Genomic DNA, 12965 nt, shown 5'->3' with positions numbered 1-12965 from the left:
GCCGGCCGCTGGCCGGCATTCCCGATGACATCCGCAGCATCATGAGGTTGCCGGCCAGCGGCCGGCACTACCACTGCACGAATCAACGTTTCTCGAAGCGTTCCTCGAAGAACTCATCCAGCGCCTTCCACGCGCGCTTCGCCGCCCGCGCGTTGTACTGGCACCCCGGCGGACTGTTGGCATCGCGCTCGGCGAAGCAGTGCACCGCACCGCTGTAGTTGGTGAACTCCCAATCGACCTTGGCCGCGTCCATTTCCTTCTGGAAGCCAGCGATGTCCTCGGCAGTCACGCTCCTGTCGTCTGCGCCGTTGAGCACCAGCACCGACGGATGGCTGCCACCGGCCTGCGCCGGCAGCGGTGAACCCAACCCACCGTGCAGGCTGACCACACCGGCCAGCGGCGCACCGGCACGGGCCAGTTCCAGCACCGTGGTGCCGCCGAAACAGAAGCCCACCGCGCCAATCCGGCCGGCATCGAGCGGCACCTTGCCCGCCTGCGCCCTGAGCACGTTCACCGCCTCCAGCGCACGTGCGCGCAGCAGCGGCCTGTCATTGCGCAGCTTGGTTGCCACCGGCCCGGCCTCGGCATCGGTCTTCGGCCGCACGCCCTTTCCGTAGACATCGGCCACCAGCACCACGTAATCATCGCCGGCCAGCTGCTTGGCCTTTTCGACCGCCGATTCGTTCACGCCCTTCCAGTTCGGCACCATCACCAGGCCCGGGCGCTTGTCGTTGTCGCCGTCGTCATAGACCAGCACGCCACTGAAGGTCGTCCCCTGGTGTTTCCATTCCACCGCCTGGGTCTTCATCGCCGCCCACGCCGGCATCGCCGCCAGCCCCAGGATCACCGCCACACCGCATCGCCAACGATTCATGCGCCTGCTCCGCAAGAAAAAGGGGACGGAGGGGATTAAGCCGCATTTGCCCCTCCCGCGTCGCATTCTGCATTGGCGACGTGACGCAGGTGTGGTTGGATACGACTTAATCCCCTCCGTCCCCTTTTTCCGTATGAACGTTGTTGACCGCTTTCTGTCTGGCCTGAACCCGCGCCTGCCTGCTGATGACGCCTCGCAATGGATCCACGTCCAGGGCGCCAGCGCCGAAGACCTGCAGCGCCTGCGTGTGCAGTGGCCGCAGGTGCCGGACAGCCTGGTCGAACTGCTGTCGCGCGTGGATGGCACCCATTTCCGCGAGTATCCAGGCGGCGAGGTGTGCGTGCTGATGCTCGGCTCGGACGTTGAGGACGGCGGCTATCCGTACTACCTGCGCTCGGTCGCACAGATCTTCGAAGACCAGCAGCAGTGGGACGACAGCATCCGTTCGATCTACGAAGAGTGGCTGGATGACGAACCGGAGATCCTGGGTGAGGGCATCGACGCCGATCTGCCGATGAACCGCCGCCTGTGCTTCTCGCACTGCATGAACAACGGCGGCACCTCGATGCTGTACCTGGATTTCGATCCCGCGCCGGGCGGCACGGTCGGCCAGGTGGTGCGCTACCTGCACGATCCGGACAGCTACGCGGTGATCGCCCCCAGCTTCGACGCCTACCTGCAGCAGCTGATTGACGTCGATTACGCGTTCATCGACGAAGATCTGTAGATCCACGCCATGCGTGGATAGCTGCACAGGATCCCGCCGGGGTCAGAGCCCTTTCCTGCGGAAAGGGATCCGACCCCTCACCCGATACCCAGCCCGGGAATCGCGCTGATGCTGTCCGGATCGAACCCGGCCAGCGCGGCGAAATGACGGCCACGCGCCACGTAGTCGCGGTACGCACCAAAGCTCGGTGCACCCGGCGACAGCAGCACCACCCCGCCCTGTTCGCCCAGCGCGGCGCGCGCCAAGGCCATCGCCTCGGCGAGATCGCCCGCCGCATGCAGGCCGAAGCGACCGGCGTCGGCCAACGGCTGCAGCATCGCGTGGATGCGCGGGCCGTTGCTGCCCATGGTCACGATCTCCACCGGCGGCACATCGTGCGCCATGTGCTGCATGAAATCGGTCCAGTCCAGGCCACGGTCATGCCCCCCCACCAGCAGCGCGATGCGCTGCCCGGCGAAGCACTCCAGCGCGGCCAGGCTGGCATGCGGCGTGGTGCTGATCGAATCGTTGACGTAGGTCAGGCCATCGGCCACGCCGATGCGCTGCAGGCGGTTCGGCAGCGGACGGAAGTCCTGCACCGCCGGTGCCAGCGCTACGGCATCCAGCCCCAGCGCTTCCAGCGCGGCCAGCACCGCGCACAGGTTGCCGCGGTTGTGGCGGCCTGGCAGCGGCGTGTTGCAGGTATCAAACACGGCCTGCTCACCGCGATGCACGATGTCGCCGCGCATGTGCCAGCCCTGCGGCTGGTTGAACCAGACCACTTCGCTGTCGGGCAGCGACAGCGCGGCCAGGTGCGGATCGGCGGCGTTGAGCACAGCGATGCGCGGTGCGGCTTCAGTCACCAGCCGCAGCTTGTCTTCGATGTAACGCTGTTCGCTGCCGTGCCAGTCCAGGTGTTCCGGGAACAGGTTAAGCACCACCGCCACCTGCGGGCGGGCGCCACTGCGTGCCACCTCACCGGTCTGGTAGCTGGACAGTTCCACCGCCCAGTACTCGGGCGCGGGCTGCGGATCCAGCACTTCCAGCAGCGGCAGGCCGATGTTGCCGACCAGGCCGGTGCGATGGCCGGCCGCGCGCAATAGATGCGCGACCAAGGCGGTGGTGGTGCTCTTGCCCTTGGTACCGGTCACGCACACGGTGTCGTGCACGATGCCATCGTCGGCCGCGTGTTCGGCGAACCACAGCGCGGTGCCACCGATGAAGCTGGTGCCCTGCCCTGCAGCCGCCATCGCGATCGGCTGGTAGGGGCTGATGCCGGGCGATTTGATCACCACGTCGAACGCGGCCAGCGCTTCAGCGGAAGGCTCGCCACGCACGTCCAGCGCGCCCTTCGTTTCCGCACGCGCCGCCTCGACCTCGGACGCCGGGCAGAACAGGCTCAATGCCAGCGTGGGCAGGCGCGCGCGCAGCACCGCAAACGCGGCGCGGCCCTCACGGCCCCAGCCCCACAGCGCGACGCGCTTTCCTTCAAGCTTCGAAATCTTCACGCACCCGTTCCCACAGCGCAGCTGGAACACGGTGCTCGCCCTGCAGCTGCAGCAGCGGTGCCAGTTCCAGTTCGGCGGCATCCAGCTGCGGCTGGATCTCGTTGCAGAAGCGCTTCACCAGCACGTCTTCCTTCCACTCCGGGCGCTGTGCCAGGGTCGCCATCGCCGCACGCGATTCGCGGCCTTCGCCCACGCACTCGAACGGCTTGTGGTCCTGGAATTCCAGCAGCGCATCGAAGCCACCGGCCTGCTCGGCATCGTCCAGCAGGTTGCGGCCGAAGATGCGCACCAGGCGCGTCTTGGGCATGAACGGGGCCAGCGCCAGGAACACGAAATGGCATTTCGGGCAGACGCCGCACCAGCGGTTCACCGGGCGCTCGCCGAGGATGTGGAAGTTGCGGTTGCAACTGGAGAAATGCGCGTCGTAGAAGTCACTCTTGGCGAACTGGCGGGCCACCGCCAGCTCGGACATCGGGCGCAGCAGCGAGTAGTACTGCAGGTCCGCCGCCACGTACTTCTGCACATGGCTACCGAAGGCCTGCTCGCAGGCCCACCCCTTGGACCACTGGTGGTTCACTTCGCCGGTGCCTGGAATCTGGCTGCCGTAGCTGGCCGAGCGCTCGTTGGAGAACACGACCTGGTCCACGCCGTGCAGCAACGCGGCCAGCACCATGATCGCCGAGTTCACCACCGTCACCGGGATATGGCCGTTCCAGGCGCCCTGGCGGTTCAACTCGAACAGTTCCGGTGCCAGCGTGCGGCCCAGGTTCAAGGTCGGCAGGCCAGTGCGCTCGGCGCACGCACGGATCAGCTGCGAGCCACCGATCCAGGTCACGGTCTCATCCACGCCGGCACGGCGCAGCGCTTCGATGCTGACCAGCGAATCCTTGCCGCCGCCGATGGCCACCAGCGCATGCGGCTGCAGGCCCAGCGCCGGCGCCTGCACGGCCTCGCCCTGCACCGGCAACCGGAAGCGGCCGCGCAGGTTCAGGCCGTTGCGGTAGGCGAATTCGCCCAGGCCGTTGAGGTAAATGGTCTCCACCAGCGCGGCGGTATCGGCATCGATGCTGTAGCTGTCGATGCTGACCGTATCCGGTACGCCGGCCTTGTAGTAGCTGACACCGGCGATCAGGTGCAGCAGCTGCAGCGCGCGCTGCACGGCGGCGCTACGCGCTTCGTCCAGCACGAACGGGGCGCCCGGCACGGTGATGGTTTCCACCATCTCCGGGCCGTCATCAAAGGCGTAGACCAGCTTGGCCACGCCGGTATCCGCGGCGAATTCGCAGCGGACGAAGCGGAAGCGGGAAACCTGGTGTTTGTCGAAAGCAGTCATGGTGTATCCGGTCAGGCACGGGCCCGCGCGATGGCGCGGGGCGTGTCGGTGGGCGATTGCAGGGCGCGCGCGGTGGTCATTCGATCACGTCTTCGCGCGGCAGCATCCGCTGGTTGTAGGTGTTGGCCATCACATAGCCGTACGCGCCGGCGTCGGCAATCAGCATCACGTCGTCCGGCGCGGTCGACACCGGCAGCTTGCGGCGCTTGCCGAACACATCGCTGGATTCGCAGATCGGCCCGACCACATCGAACGCCGCTTCGGCATAACCGCCCTGGCGGCTGAGGTTCTCGATGTCGTGCCAGGCGTCGTACAGCGCCGGGCGCATCAGCGTGTTCATGCCGGCATCCAGGCCCACGCGGCGCACGCCGTCCTTTTCCACCACCTGGGTGGCATGGGTCAGCAGCACGCCCGATTCGGCCACCAGGTAGCGGCCCGGCTCGATCGCCAGGCGGAAAGCCGGGTGCAGCGCCTTGACCTCGGCCAGGCCCTCGGCCCAGGCGTCCAGGTCGAACGGCTCGTCTTCGTCGCTGTACGGAATCGGCAGGCCGCCACCGATGTCGATGGTGTGCACGCTGCCGATGCGGCGGGCGAAGCCGGCCAGCTCATCGCACATCAGGCGCCAGTGCTGCGCGGTTTCCACGCCACTGCCCAGGTGCGCATGCAGGCCGACCACGCGGCTGCCCAGCTCGGTGGCCGCGCGCACGAACTCGTCCACGCGGGCGATCGGCAGGCCGAACTTGGACTCCTTGCCGCCGGTGCGGACCTTGGCATGGTGGCCTTCGCCACGCCCCAGGTCGACGCGCAGCCACAGCTCGCGGTTGCGGAACAGGTCCGGCCAGCGCTGCAGCGCTTCGACGTTGTCGACGGTGACGGTCACGCCAAGGGCGAACGCCGCCTCGTACTCGCTGCGCGGGCAGAAGCTGGGAGTGAACAGCACGCGCCGCGGCGACAGCTCCGGCAGGTGCTGGAACACATGCTTCAGCTCGCCGTACGAGACGCACTCCAGCCCGAAGCCCTCGGCTTCCAGCAGCTGCAGGATGGCCGGGTGGCTGTTGGCCTTGATCGCGTAGTAACGCTGGTCGATCGGCTTGATCGCGGCCAGCGCGCGGGCGCGGGCGCGCACCGTCGGCAGGTGGTAGACATAGCGCGGCGTACCGGCATCGGCCAGCTGCAGCAGGTGCGCACGCTGGCCGCGCCACCACGGCGTGCCGCGCGGGCGCACGGTGCCGGCAATCTCGCGCCAGCGCGGGCCGAACACTTCGGTTTCTTCCACCGGCATCGCACCGCTGTCGATCAGCTCGGCATGCAGGATCGGCAGCAGGCCATCGGCATCGGCCTCGTCGATGACGAAGGTCAGGTTCAGGTCGTTGGACGACTGCGAAATCATGTGCACGCGCTCGCGGCCGAAGGTGGCCCACACGTCCGACAGCTTGTGCAGCAGAGAACGCATGCCACGGCCGACCAGGGTGATCGCCGCGCACGGCACGATCACCTTCACCTTGCAGATCTGCGACAGGTCGGCCGACAGCGCGGCCAGCACATCGGTGTTGACCAGGTTCTCGGACGGGTCCAGCGACACGGTGACGTTGGTCTCGGCCGAACCGATCAGGTCCACCGACAGGCCATGCTTCTTGAACAGGTTGAACACATCGGCCAGGAAGCCGACCTGCTGCCACATGCCGATGCCTTCCATCGACACCAGCACGATGCCGTTGCGGCGGCTGATCGCCTTGACGCCTGGTACCGGTGCAGCACTGCCGTCAATGCTGGTGCCCGGCAGTTCCGGACGCTCGGTATCGAGGATGGCCATCGGCACGCCTGCATCGCGGCACGGCTTGATCGAGCGCGGATGCAGCACCTTGGCACCAGTGGTGGCGATTTCCTGCGCCTCGTAGTAGTCCAGGCGGGTCAGCAGGCGCGCGTCCGGCACATCCTTCGGGTTGGCACTGAACATGCCCGGCACATCGGTCCAGATTTCCACGCGGCTGGCGCCGAGCAGCGCGCCGAAGTACGCCGCCGAGGTATCCGAGCCACCACGGCCGAGGATGGCGGTACCGCCATCGGCATGCCGCGAGATGAAACCCTGGGTGATCAGCAGGCGGGTCGGCTGCGCGCGGAAGCGCTGCATCCACTCCGCGTCGGCACGCCACTGGCAGTTCACCGACAGGCGCTGTGACCAGTCGCTCTGGTTCGGCTGCGGCGGCATCGCGTCCAGCCACTGGCGGGCATCCATCCAGCCCATGTCCAGGCCCGAGGCGTGCAGGTAGGCCGCGCCCAGCGTGGACGACAACAGTTCGCCCTGGCCCAGCACTTCGGCCTGCCACTGCAGCGGACGGGTGGCCGCACGCGGGTCGTCGAGCAGGCCCTGCAGTGCCGCCAGGCGCTCGGCCAGTACTTCGCGGCCCAGGCCCAGTTCGGCCAGGAAGCCTTCATGGCGTTCGACCAGCGCGGCCACGCGATCACGGCTGTCCGGCGCGCCATCGGCGATCGCGGTCAGCTCGTTGGTGACCCCGGACAGCGCCGACACCACCACCAGCACGCGCGAGCCGGTCTCTTCCGCGCGTTTTTTCGCCAGCTTCCCGATCGTGTCCCAGCGGTGACGACGCGACACCGAGGTGCCGCCGAACTTCAGTACGATCCAACGATCGACAAGGGGGGAAGCTGACATGGATTGGCTATGTAGAATGTGGGGAAGCCGCCCTCGGGGGCGGAACCTTTGATTCTAAGCGCAATATCCCCGTAGATGGCCCTCCTCCGTTACCTGCAGCTCGATGTCTTCGCCTCCCGCCCCGGAACCGGGAATCCACTGGGTGCCCTGCTGGACGCCGATGCGCTCTCCGGCGAGCAGATGCAGGCCCTGGCCGCCTGGCTGAACCTGTCCGAGACGGTGTTCTTCCTGCGCCCCAGCGCGCCCGGCGCCGACTACCACATCCGCATCTTCACCCCGACCCGAGAGCTGGCGTTCGCCGGCCACCCGAGCGTCGGCGCGGCCTGGGCGGCGGTGAGCTGCGGCCTGGCCCAGCCTCGCGACGGCGCCCTGCTGCAGCAGTGCGCGGCGGGGGTGCTGCCCGTGCGGGTGAGCGGCCCGGCCGAGGCACTCCAGATCCAGCTGGCCAGCCCACCGGCGCGGCAACTGGCGACTGGCGCAGATGCGGCACCCGAAACACTGCTGGCCCTCGCCGCCAACGGGCACGTGCCCGAACTCTGGGACAACGGCGCGCGCTGGTGGCTGCTGCCGCTGCGCGATGCCGCCGCTGTGCGCGGCCTGGCGCCGGACATGGCCGCCCTGCGCGACTGGAGCCTTGCCACCGAGGCCACCGGCGTGGCCGTATTCGCCGACGAAGCCGGTACCGACCACACCCGTGTGGTGCGCGCATTCTGCCCCGCCGATGCGGCCAGCGTGCCGGAAGATCCGGTCACCGGCAGCGCCAACGCGCTGATCGGCGCCTGGCTGCGTCAGCGCAATGCCCTGCCCGGCGTCGAGGGCCGTTACATTGCCAGCCAGGGCCGCGAAGTCGGCCGCGATGGCCGCGTACACGTCGAGGTGGATGCGCAGGGCACGGTCTGGATCGGCGGCCAGGTGCAGCCGGTCATCGACGGCCACCTTCGCTGGTAGCGCACGAAAAAAGGGGACGGAGGGAATTAAGTCGCTTATGGCACTTGGGGCACAAGCGACTTAATTCCCTCCGTCCCCTTTTTTGTGCCCCGCGCTACGCTATGCCGCCTGTTTACTGGAGTCCTGCCTGATGTCCACCCGCCGTTTCCTGCAGCTGGATGTGTTCTCCCCGCGCGCCGGTGCCGGCAATCCGCTGGCCGTGGTGCTTGATGCCGAAGGCCTGGACGATGCCAGCATGCAGGCCATTGCGCGCTGGACGCGCCTACCCGAGACCACCTTCGTGTTCCCGCCGCAGGTCGCAGGCGCCAGCTACCGGCTGCGCATGTTCAGCCCGCAGAAGGAGGTCCCGTTCGCCGGCCATCCCAGCGTCGGCACCGCGCATGCGGTGCTGCAGGCGGGCCTGGCCGCGCCAGTCGACGGCGTGCTCGTGCAGGACGGCATCGCCGGTGCGCTGCCGCTGCGCGTGAGCGGCGAGGGCGCGCAGCAGCGCATTGCCATCCGCACCCCGCGCGCGCAGCTGGCGGAGATCGCCGAGGCCACCGACCCGCGCCTGCAGGCGGCGCTGAAGGATTGGCCGCTGGGCTCGCTGCCGCCGGCGCGCATGCAGGGCGGGCGCAGCTGGTGGGTGGTGCAGGTGGCCGATGAAGCGGCACTGCGCGCACTGCGCCCGGACTGGGACGCGGTCGCGGCTCTGGCCGAATCCACCGACAGCATGGGCGTGTTTGCCTACGCCTTCAGCGATGGCGGCGAAGGCTTCGATCTGGCGGTGCGCGCCTTTGTCGGCAATGGCCGCCGCTTCGAGGACGCCGCCTCCGGTGCTGCCAATGCGGTGCTGGCCGCATGGCTGGACCTGCGCGATGCGCTGCCGCGGGGCCGTGAATCGTTCGAAGTCAGCCAGGGCCGCGAAGTCGGCCACGACGCGCGCCTGACCCTGCGCGTCGATGAAGACGGCGAGGTCTGGTCGGGCGGGCAGGTGCAGACGGTGATTACCGGCACCCTTGATTGGTGATCGCGCTGGCGGATGGTAGAGCCGAAGGCAGCGGCAGGAGCCGCTGCCAACGTCGGACGCGACGGCCCGGAGGGTGGGGACCAGGAAGGCCGCCATAACGCTGGCCGGCTGCTACATGGACCCCGGCATCATGCGGTTGCCGGCCCGCGGCCGGCACTACCGTGGCTCAGCCCAGTTCGGCTTCCAGGCTGATCGGCACCGCGCTCAGCGCCTTGGACACCGGGCAGTTCTGCTTGGCGTCATCGGCAATGGCACGGAACTGTGCGGCGTCGATACCCGGCACCACGGCCTTCACCTTCAGCCGGATCTGCGACAGCTGCGGCCCGCCCTCCAGGGACAGATCGACCTTGGCCTCGGTGTCCAGCGAGGTCGGGGTGAAGCCGGCCTCACCAAGCTTGGCCGACAGCGCCATGGTGAAACAGCCGGCGTGCGCGGCGGCGATCAGCTCCTCCGGATTGGTGCCCTTCTCGTCGCCGAAGCGGCTGTTGAAACCGTAGCGGGTCTTGTCCAGCAGCCCGCTCTGCGGCGTGCTCAGCTGTCCCTTGCCCGACTTCAGATCGCCTTCCCAGTGCGCGGTGGCGTGTCGCGAGATTCCCATGTGCTGCTCCTGCGTGGCGGTGATGAACGGCCACTCTCGCACGGGACGCGTTAGCCCTGCGTCGCTCCGCCGCATGCCGCACGTCCGCCGGACATCGGACAGCTGGTCACTTCTTCGCCAGACCGACGTGGACTTTTCCCTTGTTTTCAGTGGTTTCGCACATTCCAGCAACGGGCAGGAAGCAGCCATCGCGCACGCTGCAGCGCCCCCGTCCCCCACCGCCGGCCATGTACTGAATCGGCCTGGATATGAAAAAACATGCACTTTCCGCGCTTCGGGCTATTGGCGGCGCCCGAGAGTTGCCCTACATTGCGCTTGCCGACGGGGTTCGGCGCCGACCACACAACCAACCGTTCACGGAACAGGAAACCATGGCAAAGACCGCTAAGAAGGCTGCCCCGAAGAAGGCAGTGAAGAAAGTCGCGACGAAGGCAGCCGCCAAGCCGGCCGCTCCGAAGCCGATCAAGGAAGTGCTGACCAAGTCCGGCCTGGTTGCACACATCGCTGAAGCCTCCGGCGTCATCGCCAAGGACGTCCGCGCTGTGCTGGCCTCGCTGGAAAGCGCCGTCGCCTCCTCGGTGCACAAGAAGGGCGCTGGCTCGTTCACCCTGCCGGGCCTGCTGAAGATCACCACCGTCAATGTGCCGGCCAAGCCGAAGCGCAAGGGCATCAACCCGTTCACCAAGGAAGAGCAGTGGTTCGCTGCCAAGCCGGCCACCACCAAGCTGAAGGTGCGTCCGCTGAAGAAGCTGAAGGACGCCGCGCTGTAAGCGCGCGCCCCAACGCGGATTCCGACGGGACGGCTCTGGCCGTCCCGTTTTTTTTTGTCCGCACCACACCCCGCAACACAGCGTTGCCGCGGCCCCGGCAATCCCCGTACAGGCCCGCCAGCATTGGCTGCCGGTGCTCCGCAAAGGGCGCGGAACGTACCGGGTGGAACACTGCGTGCAGCGCCGGCCGTCGCCGCCAGCCGTGGCCTTGCCTATGGTGGGCCCATCCTCCACAGCTACGGCGAGCACACCCTCATGGCCAGCCCCTCCACCCGCTACCGGATCTCGGTAACCCCGATCGAAAAGGACGGGCTGCAGTGCACCGGGCGCTGCACCATCGAACTGGAACACCGCGCCGGCCGCGACCTGATGCGCCTGCTGGAAGCGGCCCCGCGTACCGCCGGCATCAGTGGCGACGAGCGCGCGACCCTGGTGATCGCCACCCAGCTGCTGCGCGACATCGTGCAACGCCACGCCGAGACCGACGGCCACGCACTGGCCGCCATCGCCGGTCAGGTCCTGCCGGCGCTGGACGCGCTGGAGCAGCTGCCCTCCTCCCGCTGATAGCGGCGCAACCGATACACTGCCGCCCTCCAGGTTGCCTCGGGGAGGAGGCGGGCATGCGCAGGATCCTGTTCCTGATCGCACCACTGGTGCTGCTGGGTTGTTCACGCCCGGCGGCACAGACGAATGATCACATCACGGCAGCGTCCGCTCCCGTCGCCGCAGCAGCGGACACCGGTACCGGCCCCGGTCCCGCAGCATTGCAGGCGAGCGATATGACGCTGCTGTCCGCCGTCGACGACGGCGCAGAGCCGCCGTCGACGATGCTCAACCGCTACGTCGCCGCACTGCTCAACCGCGACCGCGCCGCCAGCGATGCTGCCTGGACGATCCCACCCGGCGACCCGCGGCATGCAGACGACGCCGCGCTGCGGCAGCTGCAGGACCTGCGCACGCTGCGCCTGCACAGCGATACCCCGATCGCCCGAGATGACCGGCAGCCACCGCGGCTGCTTGAAGTCCCTGTGCAGATCCGTGCGGTCACCGCCAATGGCACGTTCCGCTTCGGCGGCTGGTACCGCGTGCAGCCCAGCAGTGACGGCAGCGCCTGGCAGATCCAGTCGGCACAGCTGCGTCCAACGCTGGACTGAACCGTTGCAGCGGCATGCACGCGCGATTCAGCCTGCGCGGCTACTCTTTGATCCATCCATCTGCTTCCCACCGGTCACCGACATGCGCCTGCGTTCCCTGATGACCCGCCTCGCGGCCTCCACCGTGCTGATCGCCGCTGCGATCGGTGCTCAGGCGGCTCCCTCCATTTCCGGCCGCGAACTGTCGGTGGGCGCCAGCGACGTGCAGCAGTACCTCGATGGCAGCTTCCCGCGCACCCAGGACGCCCTCGGCGGCCTGATCGCCCTGACCATGAGCCATCCGCAGCTGAGCCTTCCGGCCGGCGAACGGTTGAACCTGGGCATGGACGTCGCGCTGGCCACCGCCGGCGGCAACCCGGCCCGACTGGGCACGGTGAAGCTCAGCAGCGGCCTGCGCTACGACGCGCAGACCCAGGGCTTTCACCTGCAGCAGCCGAGCGTGGATGACTTCACCCCGGCCAACCAGGGCGGCCGCCTCGACTCGCGCACCCGTGGCCTGCTCAATGCGTGGCTGAGCGACTACGCCCAGCGCGAACCGATCTACAAGCTGGACCCGGCCGTGGCCGGGGTGCTCGGCGCCCTGCAGGTGCAGTCGGCACAGGTGAAGAACGGCAAGCTGGTGGTCACTTTCAACCAGAACCTGGGCAACCTGGTACCGGCAGGCCTGCTGGGCAAATGAGGTGGTGCCGGCCGCTGGCCGGCAGCACGTCACTGCATCTGCCGGCCAGCGGCCGGCACTACCGGTAGCGCATCAGGCGGCAAGCGCTTTTACCACCGCCTCGCTGAAAGCCGGAATGTCATCCGGCTTGCGGCTGGTGATGACGTTGCCGTCGACCACCACCTCGGCATCGCGCCATGTCGCACCCGCGTTCGCCAGATCCTGCTGCAGGGAAGGCCAGGAGGTCAGCTCGCGGCCATCGGCCAGGCCGCTGTTGATCAGCAGCCACGGGCCATGGCAGATCGCTGCCACGGGCTTGCCGGCTTCATCCACTGAACGGATGAAGGCCAGTACGGCATCATCGGTGCGCAGTGTGTCCGGATTGATGACCCCGCCGGGCAGAACCACCGCATCGAAGCGTGCAGGATCCGCCTCATCCAACGGGATATCCACCGCGACGGCGTCGCCCCAGTTCTTCTCCTTCCAGCCCTTGATCGTCGCTTCCTTTGCGGGCGAGACCACGCTGACGCGCGCCCCTTCCGCTTCCAGCAAACGCTTGGGTTCGATCAGTTCGGACTGTTCGAAGCCGTGGGTGGCAAGGATGGCAATCTGCTTGCCCTTCAATCGCTCTGCCATGGAGGCACTCCGGTTGGGGGAGCCCACAGAATGGAAGAACGGCCCTTGCGCGGCGGCGACCCTGTCGTGCACGGCAGGTGGAGAGCCGCCGGGTGGTGCC

General features: G+C 67.9%; 13 protein-coding genes. 7 read left to right on the top strand and 6 right to left on the bottom strand.

Going from position 1 to position 12965, the window contains the following annotated elements; all coding sequences use genetic code 11:
- Positions 1 to 82 precede the first annotated feature (82 nt).
- Positions 83 to 874, bottom strand: a complete 792-nt coding sequence (locus tag ACT6SE_RS04415; protein WP_046429388.1) for a dienelactone hydrolase family protein — start codon at positions 872 to 874, stop codon at positions 83 to 85.
- Positions 875 to 1007: 133 nt separating this feature from the next.
- Here ACT6SE_RS04415 and ACT6SE_RS04410 point away from each other — a divergent pair, with 133 nt between their 5' ends.
- Complete coding sequence (locus tag ACT6SE_RS04410) at positions 1008 to 1601, top strand: SMI1/KNR4 family protein (RefSeq protein ID WP_046429385.1); 594 nt, start codon at positions 1008 to 1010, stop codon at positions 1599 to 1601.
- A 77-nt stretch (positions 1602 to 1678) separates the two neighbouring features.
- On the opposite strand, the gene murD is transcribed toward ACT6SE_RS04410, so the two are convergent.
- From murD to ACT6SE_RS04395, 3 genes are all read right to left on the bottom strand, one after another.
- Positions 1679 to 3088 carry a UDP-N-acetylmuramoyl-L-alanine--D-glutamate ligase gene (murD, locus tag ACT6SE_RS04405; RefSeq protein WP_046429383.1) on the bottom strand — a complete coding sequence of 470 codons (1410 nt, stop codon included), beginning with the start codon at positions 3086 to 3088 and terminating at the stop codon, positions 1679 to 1681.
- A complete protein-coding gene (murL, locus tag ACT6SE_RS04400) occupies positions 3069 to 4421 on the bottom strand; it encodes a UDP-N-acetyl-alpha-D-muramoyl-L-alanyl-L-glutamate epimerase (protein WP_032957807.1) in 1353 nt (450 codons plus the stop codon). The genes murD and murL overlap by 20 nt, the downstream gene beginning before the upstream one ends.
- Positions 4422 to 4497: 76 nt before the next feature.
- Complete coding sequence (locus ACT6SE_RS04395; RefSeq protein WP_046429381.1) at positions 4498 to 7092, bottom strand: bifunctional aspartate kinase/diaminopimelate decarboxylase; 2595 nt, start codon at positions 7090 to 7092, stop codon at positions 4498 to 4500.
- Between the two features lie 75 nt (positions 7093 to 7167).
- On the opposite strand from ACT6SE_RS04395, the gene ACT6SE_RS04390 reads away from it, so the two are divergent.
- Positions 7168 to 8040: a PhzF family phenazine biosynthesis protein gene (locus ACT6SE_RS04390; RefSeq protein ID WP_046429378.1), complete on the top strand. Its 873-nt coding sequence runs from the start codon at positions 7168 to 7170 to the stop codon at positions 8038 to 8040.
- Between the two features lie 130 nt (positions 8041 to 8170).
- Entirely contained in the window at positions 8171 to 9049 is an 879-nt protein-coding gene (locus tag ACT6SE_RS04385) for a PhzF family phenazine biosynthesis protein (RefSeq protein ID WP_032957811.1), read from the top strand.
- Between the two features lie 166 nt (positions 9050 to 9215).
- Here the strand turns inward: ACT6SE_RS04385 and ACT6SE_RS04380 are convergent, their stop codons facing one another.
- A complete protein-coding gene (locus tag ACT6SE_RS04380) occupies positions 9216 to 9647 on the bottom strand; it encodes an OsmC family protein (RefSeq protein WP_014646276.1) in 432 nt (143 codons plus the stop codon).
- Between the two features lie 371 nt (positions 9648 to 10018).
- Here ACT6SE_RS04380 and ACT6SE_RS04375 point away from each other — a divergent pair, with 371 nt between their 5' ends.
- From ACT6SE_RS04375 to ACT6SE_RS04360, 4 genes are all read left to right on the top strand, one after another.
- Positions 10019 to 10417 (top strand): HU family DNA-binding protein, encoded by a 399-nt coding sequence (locus ACT6SE_RS04375; RefSeq protein ID WP_010483539.1) that lies wholly within the window; start codon positions 10019 to 10021, stop codon positions 10415 to 10417.
- A gap of 255 nt (positions 10418 to 10672) precedes the next feature.
- Positions 10673 to 10981: a DUF3861 family protein gene (locus tag ACT6SE_RS04370; RefSeq protein WP_014646275.1), complete on the top strand. Its 309-nt coding sequence runs from the start codon at positions 10673 to 10675 to the stop codon at positions 10979 to 10981.
- 56 nt (positions 10982 to 11037) lie between these two features.
- Positions 11038 to 11571 carry a hypothetical protein gene (locus ACT6SE_RS04365; RefSeq protein ID WP_032957813.1) on the top strand — a complete coding sequence of 178 codons (534 nt, stop codon included), beginning with the start codon at positions 11038 to 11040 and terminating at the stop codon, positions 11569 to 11571.
- Between the two features lie 82 nt (positions 11572 to 11653).
- Positions 11654 to 12250 carry a DUF1439 domain-containing protein gene (locus ACT6SE_RS04360; RefSeq protein WP_014646273.1) on the top strand — a complete coding sequence of 199 codons (597 nt, stop codon included), beginning with the start codon at positions 11654 to 11656 and terminating at the stop codon, positions 12248 to 12250.
- Between the two features lie 72 nt (positions 12251 to 12322).
- Here ACT6SE_RS04360 and ACT6SE_RS04355 read toward each other — a convergent pair whose 3' ends face one another.
- Complete coding sequence (locus tag ACT6SE_RS04355; protein ID WP_032957815.1) at positions 12323 to 12865, bottom strand: type 1 glutamine amidotransferase domain-containing protein; 543 nt, start codon at positions 12863 to 12865, stop codon at positions 12323 to 12325.
- Between the last annotated feature and the right edge of the window lie 100 nt (positions 12866 to 12965).

The organism is Stenotrophomonas sp. LC732 (assembly GCF_052446685.1).
GTDB lineage: Bacteria > Pseudomonadota > Gammaproteobacteria > Xanthomonadales > Xanthomonadaceae > Stenotrophomonas > Stenotrophomonas muris.
Note: the sequence above shows the minus strand (reverse complement) of the source record. Positions and strands in the feature narration are given on the sequence as shown.